This is a genomic window from Martinezella rhizogenes (genome assembly GCF_007002745.1).
Classification (GTDB): domain Bacteria; phylum Pseudomonadota; class Alphaproteobacteria; order Rhizobiales; family Rhizobiaceae; genus Agrobacterium; species Agrobacterium cucumeris.
The window spans coordinates 612133-633136 of the sequence record NZ_SGNY01000002.1; the positions used below are offsets into that span (position 1 = coordinate 612133).

The 21004-nt window shown below is 59.9% G+C and carries 18 protein-coding genes; 8 read left to right on the forward strand and 10 right to left on the reverse strand.

Annotated features, from left to right (window positions below; all coding sequences use genetic code 11):
* Positions 1-71 precede the first annotated feature (71 nt).
* Both EXN68_RS08605 and EXN68_RS08610 read left to right on the forward strand, forming a co-directional pair.
* Positions 72-992: a sugar kinase gene (locus tag EXN68_RS08605; protein ID WP_161991245.1), complete on the forward strand. Its 921-nt coding sequence runs from the start codon at positions 72-74 to the stop codon at positions 990-992.
* 139 nt (positions 993-1131) lie between these two features.
* Complete coding sequence (locus tag EXN68_RS08610) at positions 1132-2181, forward strand: bifunctional monoglucosyl/glucuronosyl diacylglycerol synthase (protein ID WP_142840428.1); 1050 nt, start codon at positions 1132-1134, stop codon at positions 2179-2181.
* 172 nt (positions 2182-2353) lie between these two features.
* Here EXN68_RS08610 and EXN68_RS08615 read toward each other — a convergent pair whose 3' ends face one another.
* The 5 genes from EXN68_RS08615 to EXN68_RS08635 form a co-directional block, all read right to left on the reverse strand.
* Positions 2354-2989: a hypothetical protein gene (locus tag EXN68_RS08615; RefSeq protein ID WP_161991246.1), complete on the reverse strand. Its 636-nt coding sequence runs from the start codon at positions 2987-2989 to the stop codon at positions 2354-2356.
* 120 nt (positions 2990-3109) lie between these two features.
* Positions 3110-3718, reverse strand: coding sequence for a DUF2026 family protein (locus EXN68_RS08620; RefSeq protein WP_142840429.1), 609 nt, complete (start codon positions 3716-3718; stop codon positions 3110-3112).
* Between the two features lie 185 nt (positions 3719-3903).
* On the reverse strand, positions 3904-5334 hold the full coding sequence (gene der, locus EXN68_RS08625; protein ID WP_142840430.1) for a ribosome biogenesis GTPase Der: 1431 nt from the start codon (positions 5332-5334) through the stop codon (positions 3904-3906).
* Positions 5335-5465: 131 nt separating this feature from the next.
* Positions 5466-6137: a tetratricopeptide repeat protein gene (locus tag EXN68_RS08630; protein ID WP_052818143.1), complete on the reverse strand. Its 672-nt coding sequence runs from the start codon at positions 6135-6137 to the stop codon at positions 5466-5468.
* Positions 6138-6292: 155 nt separating this feature from the next.
* Positions 6293-6877, reverse strand: a complete 585-nt coding sequence (locus EXN68_RS08635) for an NnrU family protein (RefSeq protein ID WP_142840431.1) — start codon at positions 6875-6877, stop codon at positions 6293-6295.
* 151 nt (positions 6878-7028) lie between these two features.
* On the opposite strand from EXN68_RS08635, the gene EXN68_RS08640 reads away from it, so the two are divergent.
* A complete protein-coding gene (locus EXN68_RS08640) occupies positions 7029-8012 on the forward strand; it encodes a polysaccharide deacetylase family protein (RefSeq protein WP_142840432.1) in 984 nt (327 codons plus the stop codon).
* A gap of 245 nt (positions 8013-8257) precedes the next feature.
* Here the strand turns inward: EXN68_RS08640 and sbmA are convergent, their stop codons facing one another.
* The 4 genes from sbmA to EXN68_RS08660 form a co-directional block, all read right to left on the reverse strand.
* Positions 8258-9526 (reverse strand): peptide antibiotic transporter SbmA, encoded by a 1269-nt coding sequence (sbmA, locus tag EXN68_RS08645; RefSeq protein WP_142840433.1) that lies wholly within the window; start codon positions 9524-9526, stop codon positions 8258-8260.
* A 183-nt stretch (positions 9527-9709) separates the two neighbouring features.
* Positions 9710-10900 carry an MFS transporter gene (locus tag EXN68_RS08650; protein ID WP_142840434.1) on the reverse strand — a complete coding sequence of 397 codons (1191 nt, stop codon included), beginning with the start codon at positions 10898-10900 and terminating at the stop codon, positions 9710-9712.
* A 328-nt stretch (positions 10901-11228) separates the two neighbouring features.
* Positions 11229-11981 carry a type I methionyl aminopeptidase gene (gene map / locus EXN68_RS08655; RefSeq protein WP_142840435.1) on the reverse strand — a complete coding sequence of 251 codons (753 nt, stop codon included), beginning with the start codon at positions 11979-11981 and terminating at the stop codon, positions 11229-11231.
* Between the two features lie 54 nt (positions 11982-12035).
* Complete coding sequence (locus EXN68_RS08660) at positions 12036-13097, reverse strand: LLM class flavin-dependent oxidoreductase (protein WP_142840436.1); 1062 nt, start codon at positions 13095-13097, stop codon at positions 12036-12038.
* Positions 13098-13329: 232 nt separating this feature from the next.
* Here EXN68_RS08660 and EXN68_RS08670 point away from each other — a divergent pair, with 232 nt between their 5' ends.
* From EXN68_RS08670 to EXN68_RS08690, 5 genes are all read left to right on the forward strand, one after another.
* A complete protein-coding gene (locus tag EXN68_RS08670) occupies positions 13330-14106 on the forward strand; it encodes a 3-hydroxybutyrate dehydrogenase (RefSeq protein ID WP_142840438.1) in 777 nt (258 codons plus the stop codon).
* A 136-nt stretch (positions 14107-14242) separates the two neighbouring features.
* Positions 14243-15712, forward strand: coding sequence for a xanthine dehydrogenase small subunit (xdhA, locus tag EXN68_RS08675; protein ID WP_142840439.1), 1470 nt, complete (start codon positions 14243-14245; stop codon positions 15710-15712).
* Positions 15713-15715: 3 nt separating this feature from the next.
* Positions 15716-18055 carry a xanthine dehydrogenase molybdopterin binding subunit gene (gene xdhB, locus EXN68_RS08680; protein WP_161991247.1) on the forward strand — a complete coding sequence of 780 codons (2340 nt, stop codon included), beginning with the start codon at positions 15716-15718 and terminating at the stop codon, positions 18053-18055.
* Positions 18056-18250: 195 nt separating this feature from the next.
* Entirely contained in the window at positions 18251-19105 is an 855-nt protein-coding gene (gene xdhC / locus EXN68_RS08685; protein ID WP_161991248.1) for a xanthine dehydrogenase accessory protein XdhC, read from the forward strand.
* A 237-nt stretch (positions 19106-19342) separates the two neighbouring features.
* Positions 19343-20272, forward strand: coding sequence for a LysR substrate-binding domain-containing protein (locus EXN68_RS08690; RefSeq protein WP_142840441.1), 930 nt, complete (start codon positions 19343-19345; stop codon positions 20270-20272).
* Here the strand turns inward: EXN68_RS08690 and EXN68_RS08695 are convergent.
* Positions 20248-20586, reverse strand: coding sequence for a hypothetical protein (locus EXN68_RS08695; protein ID WP_161991249.1), 339 nt, complete (start codon positions 20584-20586; stop codon positions 20248-20250). The genes EXN68_RS08690 and EXN68_RS08695 overlap by 25 nt on opposite strands.
* Between the last annotated feature and the right edge of the window lie 418 nt (positions 20587-21004).

Below are 21004 nucleotides of genomic sequence, written 5' to 3' on the forward strand. Positions count from 1 at the left end.
CAGAACCGCCCTTGTCAGCGGCGCGCGCTCGTCGTAAGCCGCATGGCTGGATAAAACGGGAGGATGACGGCGTGGGCGGACGGTTTTTATCGATTGGCGAATGCATGGTGGAACTGTCGCAGGCCGGCAACGGGCTGCTGCGCAAGGGTTTCGCCGGAGATACGTTCAATACCGCCTGGTATGCCCGCGCCTGCCTGCCGGAAGACTGGTCCGTCGATTATTTCACGGCACTCGGTGATGATCCGCTTTCGGAAGACATGCTCGCCTTCATCGCGGAAGCCGGCATTGGCACCGAAAAGATCCGCCGCATCAAGGGTGGCACGCCCGGTCTCTACCTCATCAACCTGAAGGATGGTGAACGCACCTTCAGCTATTGGCGCAATGCCGCCGCCGCAAGACAGCTGGCCGCCGACGCGGATCACCTGCGCCGAACGGTGGAAAGCGCTGACGTCATCTATTTCTCCGGCATCACCCTCGCCATCCTCGCCTCCGCCCATGATGTCGATACGTTTCTGGCCGAGCTTCGCCGCGCCAGGGCGGCGGGCAAGCCGGTGGTTTTCGATCCGAACATCCGCCCGCGCCTCTGGGCAGACAAAGACGTGATGCTCGAGACGATTACCAACGGTGCGCGCGCCGCAACACTTGTCATGCCAAGCTTTGATGACGAGGCCAGCCATTTCGGCGACGCCTCCGTGGAAGCGACCATCAACCGTTACCGTTCCCTCGGCGTCGAAAACATCGTGGTGAAAGACGGCGCAAAGGGTGCGACACTCGATTTCGGCGGCAACCGCACCCATGCCCCGGCGGAAAAGGCCGTGGAGGTGGTGGACACGACGAGCGCCGGCGACAGCTTCAACGGCGCCTTCCTTGCCCGTTATGTAACGGGCAGTTCGCCACAGGAAGCCGCCGCCTTTGCCGCAAGGGCAGCGGCAACCGTCATCGGCCACCACGGCGCGCTGATCAGCCCCGAACTGCTGCCGCTGGTCGGATAGGCCGGCAGGCTGCCCTGAAAAGGGACGATATTGACAGTCATATGGCCTGACATGATCCTGTAACACGCGCGCCGCATATACGGGCGGAAGCCGGGCAATGGGGATTCGCCTGCGCGCAGATGAGCAGGATCAGTGTTTCATGACGAGAATCACGATTGTCACAGATGCCTGGCACCCGCAGGTCAACGGCGTGGTTCGCTCGATCGAGAACACCAATACCGAGCTGGCGCGGCTGGGTGTGGATGTGAACATGGTCACGCCCCAGAGTTTCTACAGCATTCCCTGCCCCACCTATCCGGAAATCCGCCTCTCCGTCGCCGGCTATCGCCGTGTCGCGGCGGAGATCGAAAAAAGCCAGCCCTCCTTCGTGCATATTGCCACCGAAGGGCCGCTGGGTTTCATGGCGCGGCGCTGGTGTGTGAAAAACCACATGCGGTTTTCCACCAGCTATCACACCCGCTTCCCGGAATATGTCGCGGCGCGTTTCCCGATCCCCGAAAGCTGGCTTTATGCTTTCGTGCGCTGGTTCCACAATGGCGGCAACACCTGCATGGTGGCGACCCCAAGCCTCGAGACCGAGCTGGAAGCACGCGGCGTCAAGAACCTGAAGCGCTGGAGCCGGGGCATCGACGCCGAACTGTTCCATCCACGCCCGAAAACCACGCTACCCTTTGATCTGCCAAGGCCGATCTTCATGACTGTCGGTCGTGTGGCGGTGGAGAAGAACCTGCCGGAATTTCTGGAACTCGACCTGCCCGGATCCAAGGTCGTCATCGGCGACGGTCCGGCCCGTCACGAATTGCAGGAAAAATATCCCGGCGTGCTGTTTACCGGCGTCAAGACCGGCGAAGAGCTGGCCGATGCCTATGCGCAGGCCGATGTCTTCGTTTTCCCCTCAAAAACCGACACTTTCGGCAACACCATTCTGGAAGCACTGGCAAGCGGTGTGCCCGTCGCCGCCTTCCCCGTCACCGGGCCGATCGATATTCTCGGTGGCAACCCGGCCGCCGGCGCGCTGGATGATAATCTTCGCAATGCCTGTCTCGCGGCGCTGGATTGTTCGCCGCAGGAGGCCTTGGCGCTTTCAAAAAGCTACAGCTGGGAAAAGGCCTCACGACAGTTCCTCGACAATGTCATCCATGCGGCGGGAAAATCCCTACCGCTTCTGTCGCGTTCACAGCTTGCCTGAAGGCAAGCACATCCCCGGTTTTTTTGCGCCGTGCCAGTGGACGAAACATGACGGTAATGTCACAAGGCGATCAGGACGCGACTGCCGTTATCTTCAGAACGGGGTCGGGCTGCTGATTGACGTCAGGCGGTTGCCGCGAGATTACGCTGGCCGTCCTATTTCCCGACGATACTCAGCCGCCCCCTTGAGATGCGCTTCCGGGTAAAGGAAGAAGCTCTTTTTGCTGGGCTGCGCACCAATCATTGATCTTCTCGACAATCTGCATCGGCGCCATCGGCAGCGCGCTGTTGGGGATGACAACCACTGTTCCATGAAAAACCAGCACCAGACTGTCCGGCGGCGTGAGTGCGAGATGATAACGCGCCCAGCTCAATTGCACGGTGTCCAGTCGCGTGACCTGCTTGAAGCCATCGGGCCCGATTTCGATCTGCGAGTGCGGCGAATACATACGCTCGTGAGCGATATTCCAGTGTGCCAGGACCTCGTAGTAGGATTTCGCCTCCCGTCTCGCGCCCTGCCAGATAATGTACCAGACGACGAGGGCCACAAATGGTGCAGGGGCAAACACCCAATAACCGACCACCGGCCAGACACCCGGGAACCATGGCAGGCTTAGGGAATAGATAAAACCGGCCGCCAGTCCCGCAAATATCGACAGCTTCACTCTTGCCGAGGCAAGATGGCGCGTCCAGGACCTGTCGAGAATCATGCCGTAATTTTCGTAGGCCTGATGTTGATAGCCGTGGACATAGTCGGGGACATGTTTCGGGTCGGGCGTGAAGCTTATTGAAATCGTTTCATCGGCCATAGGAGCACGTCATCCCGTCCCTGTGCAGTTTAATCTGCGTAACAGGGTTGCCCTTATAAATCAAAAGACCTTTCGCCGCCGAAACCTCTGGGGATCAACGCCGTGCGGCGAAACCTGCCTTCACCATGCTCCGGTAAGCATTTGCCCGGAAAGCGGTACAGTCCGCGCCTTGCCGTCCTTGTCCGTCACCGAGAGCGATGCAGACATCTGCTTTGGCGATTTGCGGAACCAGCTGGCGGCGACGCTTGCCATATCACCGAGCATGGCGTGGCTGTGCCAGTCGGCGAACCGTCTTGCCGTCGCTTCTGCTTCTGAACGGTAGAAGAAATCACCGGATTGTCCGAGATCATTGATCGATGCCGCCATTGCAGCAAGCGGCCGCTGAAACATCTTCGGCGGCACGGACAGTTCCCGCGCGCCATCTGAAAAAGCCGGCGCCATGAAATCAATCGCCCAGCCATCAGCCTCGACCCAGCAATGGAAATTCTCGCCAGCACCCGTCACGTAACCATCATCGCGGTGATCCGCAAACAGCAGGACCTTTCCACCGAGATTATAGGCGGCAAGCCCGCCCTTCGGCACAGCCTTGACCTTGTAATGCTGTTTGAGGATGAAAGCACCGAAGGTACTGAAATACATCGAGGCCGAGGCGGGATCGGCGTTCTGGCTGATGAGCAGGCTGTTGATGACCCGGTAAATCCGGTGATAGTCGGTCTGCTTGATCAGCATGGTTTTTTACTCTTCAAAACAAGGCGTTGGATGAGCGTCAGCCGCCTGTTTCTTCTCCCCGAGGGGGAGAAGTCCGCGGCAGCGGGATGAGGGGGCGAGGGTCGAGATATGCGGAGAGGTTGCCCCTTCGGGCCACCTTCTCCCCGATGGGGAGAAGAAAGACGCGGCGACCCTTCACGTCAAAATCAACGCCGCTTCTTCGCCTTGTTCTCGAACGGATTGTCCGAGCCGCGATAATGCACGCGGATCGGCACGCCCGGCATGTCGAAATCCTTGCGCAGGCCGTTCACCAGATAACGCGTATAGCTCTCCGGAATGGCTTCCGGGCGGGTGCACGAGATCATGAAGGCCGGCGGGCGGGCCTTGACCTGCGTCATATATTTCAGCTTCAGGCGACGGCCGGAAACGGCCGGCGGCGGATGCTGCGTGGTCTGCCCATCCAGCCAGCGGTTGAGCCTGGCGGTCGAGATACGGCGGTTCCAGACCTTGTCCGTATCGATGATGCTCTGCATCAGCCGGTCGAGACCATAACCCGTCTGGCCGGAGATCGGCACGGCGCGAATGCCGCGCGCCTGCGGCAGCAACCGCTCGGTCTTTTCCCGCAGATCGGCCAGATAGGCCTGCGGGTCTTCGACCAGATCCCACTTGTTGAAGGCGAGCACGGCGGCGCGGCCTTCGCGAATGACGAGATCGACCAGTTGCAGATCCTGCTTTTCGAACGGGATGGTGCTGTCGAACACAATCACCACCGTCTCGGCAAAACGGATGGAGCGCAGCGAATCCGCCACAGAGAGCTTTTCCAGCTTCTCCGTCACCTTGGCCTTGCGGCGCATGCCGGCCGTATCGAACATCTTGATGGTGCGGCCGCGCCAGTCCCATTCGACCGAAATACTGTCGCGGGTAATGCCGGCTTCCGGGCCGGTCAGCAGCCGGTCTTCGCCGAGGAAACGGTTGATGAGCGTCGACTTGCCCGCATTCGGCCGGCCGATAATGGCGACGCGCAGCGGCTTGGTCTCGTCATAGACGGGCTCTTCGTCTTCCTCTTCCTCGCTGCCGGGTTCAGTGCGCGGCAGAACGATATCCGTCTCCGCTTCATCCACTTCAGGCGGGAAGGCGGCGTCTTCGCCGATCGCCGCAACGATGGCGTCGCGCAGGTCGATCATACCCTGACCGTGTTCAGCCGAGATCGGGCAAGGCTCGCCAAGACCCAGCGTGAAGGCATCATAGAAACCGGCGTCAGAACCGCGCGCTTCGGACTTGTTGGCCACCAGCACCACAGGCTTGCCGCGACGGCGCAGCATTTCGCCCAGCGTCTCGTCGGCGGGCGTCAGCCCGGCCTTGGCGTCAACCACGAACAGCGTCACATCGGCTTCATCGATCGCCGCTTCCGTCTGCGCCCACATACGGCCCTGAAGCGTTTCCGGCCCGGATTGCTCCAGACCGGCGGTATCGATGATGGTGAAACGCAGATCGACAAGCTTGGCGTCGCCGGGGCGGCGGTCGCGGGTCACGCCTGGCGTATCGTCCACCAGCGCCAGCTTCTTTCCGACCAGACGGTTGAAAAGCGTGGACTTGCCGACATTGGGGCGCCCGACTATGGCGACGGTGAAGCTCATTGTTGTCTGTTCCTTAGAGCAAGTCTGCCCAAAACGTTACCTGTTTTGGGCAAAAGACATGCGTAAAATAATCAGTTGGATCGCTTTGGCAATGCGAAGAAATGCCGGGCGATGGCTCGGGATAAGCGGCTTTAAGCAGCTTTGCCCGAAGCGGTGATATTGTCGAGCATGATCTGCGCACGGCTCGTCACGTTGCGCGGTGCCTGCGTGTCGTTGACGATCTGCTCGAACCATTGTTTGGCCTTGACGAAATCGCCGGCCTTGTAGGCGGCAAGTCCGAGAGCCTCACGGGCCGAGGCCCGCATGGTCTGGCCTTCGGCGCTCAAAGGCTCGGCCAGTGCAACCACCTGATCATAGGTGCCGTTGTCCACCAGCAACCAGGCCGCGCGCACCTTTGCCGTGTCGCGGAAGACCTGCGGTGCAGATGTGTCGTTGCCAATGGCGGTGAAGGCGGCGATGGCGCCGGCCGCATCACCCTTCTGCGACAGCAGCGTGGCCGAGCGGAACTTCGCCAGCACCGGATAATTGCCATGACCGGAGGTTTCGAGATCGGCAAAGGCCTTCAGCGCCTCATCCGTCTTGTTTTCGGAAGCAAGCGTCAGCGCCGCAAGGAACTGGTCGCCGGAATTGGAAGCGCGGCTGGTGTTCCAGTATTCGTAAATGCCTGCGCCGGCAGCGCCGAGAACCACGAGAACGGCGGCGCCCGCAACCACGATACCGTAACGGCCCCAGAAGCGCGACAGCTGCTCGGAGCGGATCTGCTCGTTCACTTCGCGGATAAAGGTATCATTTTCGTTTGCCATCAAATTCTCCGTTACCCGCGCGGAGATCGTCGCCGATCCATCCGTCCGCGGACATACCAAGCCGCTTACCCGGGCAAGCACAAGCGTGGCCGACCGGATCATGGTCGGCCTTCTAGCCTATTTTGCCTGATATGTAAGGGGGAAACGTTGATTTCCTACATCGCGATCGGCTGAACGCCGATCAACCATTCGTGCAGTTTCAGGATGAAAGCCCCCCAGAGAACGATGCCGCCGACAATGGCCACCACATCATAACGGCCCGAGACGAAGGGACGGAGCACTTTTTCGCCCGCCCTTTCCCGCCGCTTCAGCGAAATGCGCATCACCACACCCCAGGCAAGGAAGGACGCAAAAAGCAGGATCGAAGAGGTTTCGCCATTCGCCAGAAGATGGGCGAGCGCCCAGATCTTGACGGAGAGAATGAGCGGATGCTTCGTCTTTACCGCGATGTTGCCAGCCGGTATGAGGCTGGCGATAAGACAGATCATCGCGGGCAACATCAGCGTCACGGCAAGATGGCTCGTCCAGACCGGCGGATACCACAACATGCCCGTCTCCTGCCGGGCTTCCCCAAAGGCATAGATGACAAGGCCAAGCGTGATGAGGCTGGCGACGGAATAAAGCCCCTTGAAAGGACCTTCACCCAGCTTCGCGATCATCCGCCCGCGAAATTGCGGCGCAAATACCTTCAAAAGATGCGTCAGGAAAAACAAGGCAAGACAGAGTACGAGAAAAAGCATGGAACACGGTCCCCCGGTGGATCGGAACGCGGCCCTATCACCGCGAGGCAGAACAGGAATTAGGCTGAAAGACGTAAAAAAGCCAGACTATTCAAAGCTTCGCCTTATTCCACCCGCAAAAGGCCACGGTGTATCATATGACGGATGACTGATGTTTCGCCCATTTGCCGCTTTTTCCCTGTCGCTTCTCGCCGCCCTGCCCGCTTTTGCCGAAAATACGGAAAAGCCGAAGCAGCTTGTCATCGTGTCCTTTGACGGTGCGGGCGACAATACGCTGTGGGAAAGAAGCCGGGCGACGGCGAAGGAGGTCGGCGCGCATTTCACCTATTTTCTCGCCTGCACGCTGGTCATGGACCGCAAGACCAGCGCCAAGACCTATCAGGGTCCGGGCCAGAAGGCCGGTCGCTCCAATGTCGGTTTCGGTCAGTCACCGGAAGAGGTGGAGACGCGGCTCAGAAACATCTGGGCCGCCTATCGTGAAGGTAACGAGATCGGCAACCACACCTGCGGCCACTTCGATGGAGGCCAATGGACCGCCGAACAATGGGACGGCGAATTCACCACCTTCACCAGCACGCTGGAAAATGCCTGGCAGATGATCGGCAAGAAGGGCGAGGAGCCCGAAGGCTGGCGCAACATGGTGAAGAACATCAACGGTTTCCGTGCGCCCTATCTGTCGCAGGGACCGGCACTGACCACCGCCCAGAAAAAACATGGCTTCGTTTACGATGCCACCAGCATCACCAAAGGGCCGGAATGGCCGGCGGAACGCGACGGTATCGAGCATTTCGGCCTGCCGCTCATTCCCGAAGGGCCGGGTAACCGCCCCATCATCGCCATGGACTACAATCTCTTCATCCGCCATTCAATCGGCGTCGAGACGCCGGATCGCGCCAGGGAATTTGAAGACCGCGCCTATACGGCCTTCCGCAACGCTTTCGACAGACAATACAATGGCGAGCGCATTCCGCTGCAGATGGGCTTTCATTTCGTGAAGATGAATGGCGGCGCCTATTGGAACGCTTATGAACGCCTGCTGCGCGAAGTCTGCCGGAAAGACGATGTCGCCTGCGTGAGTTATGCTGAGGCCATGCCGATGATCGAGGCGCGGAAGAAGCAGAAAACCGAGGGGTAAACTTCCTCACACTCTCCGTTTCGTGACAAAGGTCGAATACCTCTCCTCCGTCATGCCGGGCTCGACCCGGCATCCAGCCACGGCGCGTCTGCGCCGTGACAAGAGCCTTTTGCGATCAAGGACTTGATCGCGCTGGACCCCGGATCAAGTCCGGGGTGACGACGTGCGGATGAGGCAGTTCACCAAACACATCGTCTCCGTAGGACGTGCTCAAGACCTGAAGGCGGCCAATCGACCGCCTTTTCTCAGGGTTTGTTGGCCGCCAGTTCACCGGCTTCCGCTTCGCGCTGCAGATAACGCTCGTCGATGTCAGGCAGGGGCTTGTCGTCGATTGCCGCTTCGAAGGCGACAAGACGTTTGTGGATGGAAAGCAGTTCGATGATCGTCGTCCAGGAGTTGACCAGATACTGGAACGAATTACTGACCTGACCGAAGGCCGTGGCGATCTGCTGATAGATACCATAGGTGATCTTGCCGGCGACGATGGTGGGAACGAGCATCAGGAGCAGGAACACCGCATCGGCCTGAATGTAGAAATACCGCGCCACGTTGAAATAGAGATAGTGCCAGTACATGCGGAAATAGTTCTTCCGCACATTGGAGTAGAGCTCCTTGACTGTTGGCGGCTGGGCGCGGTCGGCGTGATCCTCGCCATAGACAAGTTCCTTACGATAGGCGGCTTCCACACGCTGATTGCGGAAGTTCAAACCGGGCAGTTTGATGCCGACCGTTGCAAGAAGCACCGTGCCGAATATCGACCAGACGATCGCCAGCCAGAACAGCGCATGCGGCACTTCGCCGATGATCGGCAATTCGGAGACATAGGAAGACAGCGCAAACAGGATCGGCAGGAAAACGACGAGCGTCATCACCGAATTGATCAGGGTGATGCCCAATGCCTCAAGCGTGGAGGAGAACCGCATCGTATCTTCCTGAACGCGCTGGGAAGCACCTTCGATATGGCGCAGCTTTTCCCACTTGGACATGTAGAAATCGTTCATCGCGGTTCGCCAGCGGAAGATGTAGTGGCTGGTGAAGAAATCCGTCAGGATCGAAACCGCCATGCTGAGAAAGGCAATCTTGGCGAAGACGATCTGGAGGCTGTAGAAATCCCAGACTTCGATACCCGGTTGTTTGGAAAGGGCATTTTGCAGAAGGTCGCCGAAAGGCCGCCGGAAATTGTTGATGACGACGGAAATCTGAACGCCGAAATAGGTCACCGCGATAATCAGCAGCGATCCCCAGATAGACCAGAGCTTCCAGGGGTGATCCTTGGCGATGACGGTCCAGACAACGCCGAATAACGCCAGGCACGATGCGAGATAGCCGTAAAAGAACAGATTTGCCGGAACCAGAAAATAGCTGAGATCGTAGGGTTCCTGCTCGGGCATCGCATAACCCCAGGACGCCCCTAGCCTTTCAAAGATGAAATACCAGGCAAGAATGGCGAAGAAGGCCCAAACGATGGCGGAGGTAAAGAAGGCTTTCGGCTTGGGAAAGAAGGAATGAAACACGTTTTCGAACTCACGCGCGTTTGAAATCAGCCATTATTGGCGAAGCACTAGATGGCCCGAACCTAGGGCAGAAATTTGTGCACAGCAACGGAGAAGCGCGGACCTTAACAAGATGTAAGGCGAAGCTGGCGAAACGAGCCGCGATGGAACACCGCAGAAAAGCCGGCAGAGACGACCCGCTGCCTAACGCCGCCGCTCGGTAGCGAGCACCGGCAGCATCAGGAGAATGCTGACGACGAGCACGGCGGAAGCAAGAATGCTGGGTGCGGTAAAACTGCCCGTCACCTCGGCAATCCAGCCGGCGGCCAGCGGCCCGACGATCTGGCCCGTTCCGAAGGCGGCCGTCATCAGCGCGAAGGCGCGGCGCGGGCTTGGCCCGGCAAATTCCCGGCCGAGCTGCAGGCCATAGGCGGTGATGACCATGAAGGTCAGCCCCAGAAGCAGGCCGCCCGCGAGAACACCAGGCACCGGAGGCAGCATCACGGAAGCGAAGACGCCGACGGCTTCGACGGCGAGAACGATCACGAAAGCGCGTTTCAATCCCTGTGACTTAAGCACCGGTTTCCACAGGAACAGTGAAATGGCGGCGGCGCAGCCGGTGATGAACCAGGCCAGAAACTCCACGAAAGCACCGGCAGCGGCCATGCGGGCAATCGCCACTATGAAGGTGGCGGTGATGACATAACCAAACCCGAAAAGCCCGTAGGCAAGCGTTGTCAGGACGAGCGGCCGCGTCCATTGGAGTGGCGGTTCGGCCACCGAGGACGCATGCCGTGGCGGGCCTGCGGGCAGCACCCGCCAGACAAGAAGGAAGGCCAGGAAGGAAAAGACGGCACCGGCGATCCACTCCTCCCGCCAGGAGGCGCCACCGCCATCAAAAACCACGCCGATCAGATAGACCGCAAGCGAGGAGATGGCGATACCCGCGCCAACCCCGCCATAATGCAGCGCCTGAATATGATCCTTGCCGGCCTTCATGGCATGGCCGATGACGATCTGCGACGTGAAGATCATGGTCAGCGCACTGGCGACACCGGCCAGAAACCGGATGACGGTGAAGGCCGCGACGGAATTGAAAGCGGCCATGGCCAGCAGCAGCGCGGCGGTGGAAAACAGCCCGCCAAGTGCTACAAGCCGCTCCCTCCCCGAACCCCAGGAATAGGCCGAAAGTACCGCACCCGCCAGATAACCGGCAAAATTGCCCGCCGCCACGATGCCAGCATCCCCAGCCGAAAGCGGCACATCCGCCATCATGCCAGGCAGAATGGGGGTGAAGGAAAAGCGGCCGAAACCCATGGCGGACGCCATCATCAGAGCCCCGGCGAAACCGAGTGCAGTTAGATGTCTGGCGGAAAGTGGCTTGTCGGTGATCATGCATGGCTTATCGCAACCGGGCGAATAAGCGACAAGCGAGTTATTTTGATCGGCGTCATAAGCCGCCTTTATCGGTCACGTGGCGAGCGTCGATACGCTCCGAGGGTGGCGTGTATTCTTCTCCCCGAGGGGGAGAAGGTGGCCCGAAGGGTCGGATGAGGGGGCAAGCTCTCCGTATATCTCGACCCTTACCCCCTCATCCCGCTGCCGCGGACTTCTCCCCCTCGGGGAGAAGAAACAAGGGGCACCCGCTCGCCCCACTCAGGGGCGAGAACGAGAAGATAGACGTTGTAATTTGCCCTTGATGAACGGAACTCAGCCCCACCCGTCACTCAACCAGCGTCAGCACCAGCGGCCCGTTCTTCGTTGCCACCACCGTATGCTCATATTGCACCGTCGGCGCGCTCGGATCGCTGTAGAGCGTCCATGGATCATCGTCACCGTCTTCGGCCCAATAGGCGCCCGTCGAAAGAAACGGCTCGACGGTGAACACCATGCCTTCCTGCATGATGCGGCGCTCGCCCTTGTCGGGCCAGGTCGCCAGTTCCTTCGGCTCTTCATGCAGGGAGCGGCCGATGCCGTGGCTGGCGAGGTTGGTGATCAGCGTATAGCGGTTCTTTTTGGCAAAAGCGCCGATGGCATTGCCGATATCGGCAAAGGGCCGGCCGGTTTTCACCTGCTGCAGGCCCGTCCACATGGCGCGCTTGCCATCACGGCACAGGCGTTCGATATCCTTCTTCACCGGTGGCACGGCGAAAGACGAACCCGTATCACCGAAAAAGCCGTTCTTCACCGCCGAGACATCGATATTGACGAGATCACCTGCCTTGATGATGCGTGGCCCCGGAATACCGTGGGCCACTTCCTCGTTGACGCTGATGCAGGTCGCGCCGGGAAACTTGTAGCAGAATTCCGGCGCCGATTGCGCACCATTATCCTCCAGCACCTTGCGGCCGATAGCATCCAGTTCGGCCGTGGTGATGCCGGGTTCCAGCGCGTCCGCCATGGTCTGCATGGCAACGGCGCACAAACGGCCGATATCCTTCAGCAGATCAAGTTCTTCTTCGGTGGAAATGACCATGTCTCTGTCCGTCGTTCTATTTGGCGGGTCTGAAAACGCCCGCCTTGGTAATCATCAGGCCGTGGCTTTCACCGGATCGGCACTCCCCGTCAATTCTTTTCTGACAACAGGGGCGACTTTCGTACCATAAAGCTCGATGCCGCGCATGATCTGATCATGCGGCATCAGGCCGATGGCCATCTGCAGCAGGAAGCGATCATTCCTGAACACGCCATGTGCTTTGATGATCTTTTCCGCCACCAGTTCCGGCTCACCGAGGAAAAGATTGCCCTCCGGCCCGCGTGCCGCATCGAAATGCGCGCGGTTCGTCGGCCCCCAGCCACGCTCGCGGCCAATGCGGTTCATCACCTCCGCCTGCGGGCCATAAAACTGGTCCGCCGCCTTCTCGGTGGTGTCGGCAATGAAGCCATGCACATTGATGCTGGTGCGCAGCTTGGTCTTTTCCTGCCCCGCCCGGCGTGCCGCCTCGTGGTAGAGATCGAACAGCGGCGCGAAACGGCGATATTCGCCGCCGATAATGGCAAGCGCCACCGGCAGGCCCATGGCGCCGGCCCGCGCCACCGATTGCGGCGTGCCGCCCACCGCAATCCATACCGGCAGACGTTCCTGCAGCGGGCGCGGATAGACGCCGCGCCCGTTGATGGCCGGATGTTTGGTACCGGACCAGGTGACGATTTCCTGTTCGCGCAGCGCCAGCAGCAGATCGAGCTTTTCGGCGAAGAGCACGTCATAATCCTCGAGATCGTAACCGAACAGCGGGTAGGATTCGATGAAGGAGCCGCGCCCGGCCATGATTTCGGCGCGACCGTTCGACAGGAGATCGACGGTCGAAAATTGCTGGAACACCCGCACCGGATCATCCGAACTCAACACCGAGACGGCGCTGGTGAGACGAATGTTCCTGGTTTTGACAGCCGCAGCCGCAAGCACGGTGGAGGGCGAGGAAGCGACATAATCCGGGCGGTGGTGCTCGCCCAGCCCGAAAACATCGAGCCCGACCTGATCGGCAAGCTCGATTTCCTCGAGAAGATCCTTCAGCCGGCGCGCGCCTTCCGGCCCGCGGCCATCGGCGGGGTTGGGATTGACATCCGCGAATGTGTAAAGACCGAGTTCCATAAACGATACCTCTGTTTGCTTGCCTCAGAGATAGGGACGCACAGCCCCCCAGACAAACGCAAAATCTGGAAGCTTAGCTTCGAAAAAATGGATAGGCGCAGCCGGATTCGCCACCGCGTCACCCTTGCCTGAAATGGCCCGCGCAATGACGCCCGAAATGGCGATTGCCAGCCCGCCCCCTTTGGGCATAACCTGCTTAAACATGTGCGAAGTAATGCAAAAAGGGGAAAGCATGCATCGGACAGTTATCGTGACAGGCTCCACAAGCGGTATCGGCCTTGCCATCGCCCAGAGATTTGCGAGGGAAGGCGCCAATATCGTGCTGAACGGTTTCGGCGACGAGGACGAGATTGAAAAACTCCGCCTTTTGCTGGAAGCCGAAAGCGGCGGGCGCGTGCTTTATCACCCGGCCGATATGACGAAACCGGACGAGATCGCCGACCTTATCAATTCCTCCCATGAAAAGCTCGGCTCGGTGGATGTGCTCATCAACAATGCCGGCATCCAGCACATCGCGCCGATCGAGGACTTCCCGACGGAAAAATGGGACTGGATCATCGCCATCAATCTGACCAGTTCCTTCCATACCATGCGTGCCGTGATACCGCTGATGAAGAAGGCCGGCAAAGGCCGCATCATCAATATTTCCTCGGCCCACGGTCTCGTCGCCTCGCCGTTCAAATCGGCCTATGTGGCGGCCAAACACGGCATCATGGGCCTGACGAAGACAGCGGCGCTGGAGCTTGCGCAGACCGGCGTCACCGTCAACGCCATTTGTCCCGGTTACGTGCTGACGCCGCTGGTCGAAAAGCAGATACCGGAAATGGCCAAGGTGCGCGGCATCAGCGAAGAGGCGGTGAAGAACGACGTGATGCTGGAATTGCAGGCGACCAAGCAATTCGTCACCGTCGATGACGTGGCGGCGGCCGCCCTGTTTCTGGCAAGTGACGCCGCAAGCAACATCACCGGCACGCATATTTCCGTCGATGGCGGCTGGACGGCGCAATAATTGCCGGATTTTCTTTCCGTTATGGAAACAATGAATTGCCAAAACGGAAATCGATATGCACGCGCGGTCGTGCATAGATATGCTGAGATAATGACAAGAAACCGGCTCGGCAGCCGGACAAAAAGCAGGGCATTGCATGAAAGACGCGATCAGCTTCATCCTCAACAGCGAAACCATCTCGCTCAGGGATTTCGGACCAACGGACACGCTTCTCGATTACCTCCGCATCAGCAAGCGGTTGACCGGGACAAAGGAAGGCTGTGCGGAAGGCGACTGCGGTGCCTGCACGGTGCTGGTCGGGCGTCTGCTGGATGGTTCGTTGCGTTATGAAAGCGTCAATGCCTGTATCCGTTTTCTGGGCTCGCTGCACGGCACCCACATTGTCACGGTGGAGCATCTGGCCGCGCGCGATGGCACGCTGCACCCGGTGCAGCAGGCCATGGTGGATTTCCACGGGTCGCAATGCGGCTTCTGTACGCCGGGCTTCATCATGTCGCTTTACGGCCTCTGGCTGACCAGCGAAAAACCCCGCCGCGCCGATATTGAAAAGGCGCTGCAAGGCAATCTCTGTCGATGCACGGGTTACGAGCCGATCGTGAAGGCCGCCGAAAAAATCGCCGCGGCCCGCCCGAGTGCGCTCTTCGATCCGCTGCAACGAGACCGCACCGACATCATGGCACGGCTCTGGGTGATCCGCGAAAACGAGACGATCACCGTCGTCAGAGGCGAGGATCGCACCATCATTCCGGCGACGCTGTCTGATTTGACCGAGATTTACGCCGCTGAACCAAAGGCCACCATCGTCGCCGGTTCCACCGATGTCGGCCTGTGGGTAACGAAGCAGATGCGGGCGCTGAACCCCGTCATCTTCATCAACAATCTCGGAGATTTGCAGGCGATTACGGTGGATGAGGATGGCGTGACTCTCGGTGCCGGCGTCACCTACAGCCAGGCCTTCAAGACCATTGCAGACCATTTCCCACCGCTTGCCCGGCTGTTTAACCGCCTCGGCGGCGAGCAGGTGCGCAATATGGGAACCATCGGCGGCAACATCGCCAACGGCTCGCCAATCGGCGATACACCGCCGGCGCTGATCGCGCTTGGCGCGACGCTCACCCTGCGCTCGTCTTCCGGCGGCCGCACCGTGCCGCTGGAGAGCTATTTCATCGATTACGGCAAACAGGACCGGCTGAGCGGCGAATTCGTCGAAAAGCTTTTCATTCCGTTCCAGAAGCCGGAAAGCCACTACGCCGTCTACAAGATTTCCAAACGGCGCGACGAGGATATTTCCGCCCTCTGCGCCGCCTTCAATCTGACGCTCGACGCTGACGGCACCATCGAGGACATCCGCATCGCCTTTGGCGGCATGGCCGGCACGCCGAAACGCGCCGCTCATCTGGAGGCAGCTCTTCTCGGCAAGGCGTGGTCGCAGGATACCATCGACGCAGCGCGCGATGTGCTGGACGAGGATTTCACCCCGCTGACCGACTGGCGCGCCACCGCCGAATATCGGCAAATGACGGCCAAGAACCTGCTGACGCGGTTCTTCCTTGAGACTTCGGGCGAGAAGCAGGAACTCGCGCGCTTCACGCTGGAGGAGGCTTGAACCATGGACACCACAAGCTTCGACAAGACCAAGACCGAAATCGACGGCCCCATCCACAGGTCGCTCCGGCACGACTCCGCCCATAAGCACGTGACGGGCAGCGCCGAATATATCGATGATATCCCTGAGCCCGCAGGCCTCGTTCACGGCGCACTCGGCCTTTCCGACCGGGCGCATGCCGAAATCGTCTCCATGGACCTTTCCGAAGTGGAGGCCACACCGGGCGTGCTCTGGGTCATGGTTGGCAAGGACGTGCCCGGCGAAAACGATGTCTCGTCAGGCGGTCGCCACGACGAACCTTTGCTGGCCGAGACAAAGGTCGAATTCCACGGCCAGCCGATCTTCGCGGTCTTTGCCGAAACCCGCGATATCGCCAGAAAGGCGGCCCGCAAGGCAAAGATCACCTATAGGGACCTGCCGCATTTCACCGATATCGACACGGCGATTGAAAATGGCGGCGCGCTCGTCATCGATCCGATGACGCTGAAACGTGGCGATGCCAAGATCGAAATGGATGTCGCACCGCGTCGCCTCACCGGCACGATGCGGATCGGCGGGCAGGAGCATTTTTATCTCGAAAGCCACATCGCCATGGCCGTGCCGGGCGAGGATGACGAGGTGACGTTGTGGAGTTCCACCCAGCATCCAAGCGAAATCCAGCATATCGTCAGCCACATCCTGCAGGTGCCGTCCAACGCCGTCACGGTGCAGGTGCGCCGCATGGGCGGCGGTTTCGGCGGCAAGGAAACGCAGGGCAACCAGTTTGCAGCACTCTGCGCCATCGCCGCCAAGAAGCTGAACCGGGCCGTGAAAATCCGTCCGGACCGCGACGAGGACATGAGCGCCACCGGCAAGCGCCATGATTTCCGCGTCGATTACGAGTTGGGCTTCGATGAAGAAGGCCGCATCCACGCCGTCGACGCCACCTATGCCGCCCGCTGCGGTTTTTCCTCCGATCTCTCCGGTCCGGTCACGGATCGCGCGCTGTTCCATGCCGATTCCAGCTATTTCTACCCGCATGTGCATCTGACCTCGCGGCCGCTGAAAACCCACACCGTCTCCAACACCGCCTTTCGCGGTTTCGGCGGGCCGCAGGGCATGCTCGGCGCGGAACGGTTTATCGAGGAGATCGCCTATGCCGTTGGCAAGGACCCGCTCGATATCCGCAAGCTGAATTTCTACGGCGAGACCGGCTCCGGCCGCACCACGACGCCCTATCATCAGGAAGTCGAAGACAACATCATCGCCCGCGTTGTCGAGGAGCTGGAGACGTCAAGCGACTACCGCGCACGACGTGATGCAATCATCGAGTTCAACAAAACCAGCCCGATCATCCGCAAGGGCATCGCGCTCACCCCTGTCAAATTCGGCATCTCCTTCACCATGACCGCCTTCAATCAGGCGGGCGCGTTGGTGCATATCTATAATGACGGCTCCATTCACCTGAACCATGGCGGCACCGAAATGGGCCAGGGCCTCTACACCAAGGTGGCGCAGGTGGTGGCCGATGCCTTCCAGGTGGATATCGGCCGGGTGAAGATCACAGCCACGACCACGGGCAAGGTGCCGAACACGTCGGCCACCGCCGCCTCCTCCGGCACCGACCTTAACGGCATGGCGGCCTATGACGCCGCCCGCCAGATCCGCGAGCGGCTCGTCAAATTCGCCACTGAGAACTGGAACGTGCCGGAAGAGGAAGTCGTCTTCCTGCCAAACCGGGTGCGCATCGGCCTTGAGGAAATCGCCTTCAACGATTTCATCAAAAAGGCCTATTTCGCCCGCGTGCAGCTTTCCGCCGCCGGTTTTTACAAGACGCCGAAAATCCACTGGGACCGCGCCGCCGGCCGTGGCACGCCGTTTTATTATTTCGCCTATGGCGCGGCCTGCTCGGAAGTATCGATCGATACGCTGACCGGCGAATATTTGATGGAACGCACCGATATCCTCCACGATGTCGGCAAATCGCTGAACCCGGCCATCGATATCGGCCAGATCGAGGGCGCCTTCGTGCAGGGCATGGGCTGGCTGACCACCGAGGAATTGTGGTGGGACGGCAAGGGGCGGCTGCGCACCCACGCGCCTTCCACCTACAAGATCCCGCTCGCCTCCGACCGGCCGAAGAGCTTTAACGTCAAGCTGGCGGAATGGGCGGAAAATGCCGAGCCCACCATCGGCCGTTCCAAGGCCGTGGGCGAACCGCCCTTCATGTTGGCGATCTCGGTTCTCGAAGCCCTCTCCATGGCCGTCGCCTCCGTCGCCGACTACAAGGTCTGCCCGCGCCTCGATGCACCGGCAACGCCCGAACGGATTCTGATGGCGGTGGAACGGTTGAAGAAGGTGTGAGGGAGGGCGTATCCATGTGGCCGAGCCCCCTCATCCGTCCCTTCGGGCCACCTTCTCCCCGGCGGGGAGAAGAAATTTGCCGCCCCGTCACGGCAATTCAAAAATGTTGCCGTCGTAGTGCGGAGCTTGCGGGACCCTTCTTCTCCCCGCCGGGGAGAAGGTGGCGCGCAGCGCCGGATGAGGGGGCCAGCCTCAATGCCTGACGCCTCCCTCTCCGCCTTCCTCGCCCGCCCTGCTCCCGCAATCCTCGTGGAAATCGAGGCCGTGAAAGGCTCATCCCCACGCGAGGCCGGCACCTTCATGCTGGTCTCACAGGCTGACTTGTGGGAAACCATCGGCGGCGGGCAGTTCGAATATATGGCGATAGACCACGCCCGCGCCATGCTGCGAACGGGTGCTGCCGAAGACCGCATGGATATTCCGCTAGGGCCGGAAATAGGCCAGTGCTGCGGCGGCCGCACCCTCATCCGCTTCCGGCGGATAACGGCAGAGATCGCTGCCGGGCTTGAGGCGCGGCTGAAGGGCGAGGCCGAGCAGCAGCCCGCCGTCTTCATTTTTGGCGCAGGTCACGTCGGCAAGGCACTGGCAGATGCCCTGTCGCTGCTGCCCCTGACCCTGACGGTGGTGGAAACCCGTGAAAGCGAGCTGCGCGATCTTCCCTCAGTGGTGGCGTCCATACTGACCCCCATGCCGGAAGCATTCGTTCCGAAAATCCCGGCAAACGGCGCGGCCATCATTGTCACCCACGATCATGCGCTCGATTTCCTGATTGCGAAGGAAGCGCTTGCCCGCGACGATCTCGCTTATGTCGGCATGATTGGTTCGAAGACCAAACGCGCCACCTTCGCCCATTGGCTGGAACGGGAAGGTGAGCCCCCTTCCCGCCTTGCAAAGCTCACCCTGCCCATCGGCGGCACAAGCGTGAGAGACAAACGCCCCGCCGTCATAGCGGCCCTTGTGGCAGCCGAGTTGCTGCAAGCATTTTCCGCTGCCGAAATCCGTCGCAACGAAAATCGACACGCCCATCCTCAAGACCAAGATCACGCCTGAGCCCATCCGGCAAGCTTTCATCCGCCAGATTGTCCGGTGCAAGGCTTTCAAGGGTAAACCGTTCCGCTGTCCGCAGGCCCGCACGCAGGCGGGACCACGCGCGCAAAAGTGCTGTGCGCATGTTCGTCTCCATTCAAAAATGTCAGAAGCTCAGTTGATGAATTGGGCTAAAAATGCTCTGGTTTCCGGAGAAAAACCAATGAAACCTTTGGCCTTTGGCATAAAGAGAACTTATCCATGAAGATGTCTCGCCAGTTCCCCCTCAATGCCCTGCGCGTCTTCGATGCCGCCGCAAGGCATCTGAGCTTCACCAAGGCCGGCGAAGAGCTGGGCATGACGCAGACGGCGGTGAGCTATCAGGTGAAGTTGCTGGAGGAGAATATTGGCGAGCCGCTTTTCCTGCGCATGGCACGGCAGGTGTCGCTGACGGAGGCGGGGGAAAAACTGGCGCCAAAGGTTGCCGACGCCTTCAATACGCTTCGGGAGGCCGTCGACAGTGTGCGCGACGCGCCGGATGCCACCCTGACCATACATTCCACGGCCACCTTCGCATCACGCTGGCTGTCGCGACATCTGGGCGCTTTCCAACTGGAGCATCCCTCCATCGCCGTCAGACTGGAAACATCGGGCGCCCTGATCGATTTCAACCAATCGGACTGCGATGTCGCCATTCGCTGGAGCCGCGACGACGTGAGGGGATTGACCTATCACCGGCTGCTTCGCGGTGTTTATACGCCGATGCTGCATCCCGATCTTGCGCAAAGCATCGGTGGCTTGAAGCAGCCGGAAGACCTCCTGCGCCTGCGCATCATCGATCCCGGTGACGTGTGGTGGAGCCAATGGTTCCGGGAAGTCGGCATCGAAAACCCAAATCTCGAACGATATCCGCGCAGCCGTCTCAGCGTTCAGGCTTTTGAAGCCGCAGCGGCGATCGCCGGTCAGGGTGTGGCCATGCTCACCCCTGAACTTTACGCCGATGAGATCGCGCTCGGCCGTCTCTACCAGCCCTTCGAGCATCTCAGCAGCGAAGGCAAGAACTACTGGCTTGTCTATCCCGAAAACCGCAGGAACATCCGCAAGATCAAACTGTTTCGCGACTGGATATTGAAGCGGATCGAGGAAAGCCGGCCGCAGCAGCCCCATCAATACCCCATGTCCGGCGCATAAAAACAGCGGGGCGTATCCTCATCCGGAAACAGGCAGAGATGATATTCGCCGTCCTCCGACCGTCTTGCCTCGCTCTGCGACCAGTTGAAGACATGGCGTCGCGTCACCATGCGATGATCGCCGGGGGCGAGCGAAACCTCATAACCATCAGGCGTGACACGAACGCTGCGCGTGGGGATCATCTGGCAGTCGCCCGTCTGGGCATCGCCATTGCAGCAGTAGCTTTCATATTTGAACCCCTTGTGGGATTCATGGGCAAGTGCCGTGGCGGTGCACGCCAGAAATAAGAAGAGGACCGTCAGAATAAGGCGCATCGGCATGGTCTCCGTTGAAAACAACGGCGGCTGCCGGAAGGTCATTGCGTCCCTTCATTCAAATTCCACACATCAACACGTACCCGGACACAACGGCACCGGGAACCGCGACACCTGCCCCTGATCTGCCCCCCGCCCCAGGGTTCGCAGCACCCGCTTTCGGAATAACCGCCAGCGAAACATGTTATGGGAGCTTTAAAAGCTCCGCAGCCCTATATTTTAGCACATTGGCGGGCCGCTTACAGGATAATAGCTGAGTCGCGTTAGCCAGCTAAGCACAAACTATGCGGCAGGAAGCACACATTGCAACTTTACCGGGCTTGCCACGGTCCGCTCGCGGCCCGAACCGGGTTGTGAACACAAGACCACCGGATTGTGAACAATCACTCCCCGACCGCTGCTTTTCCCTTTCCTAACG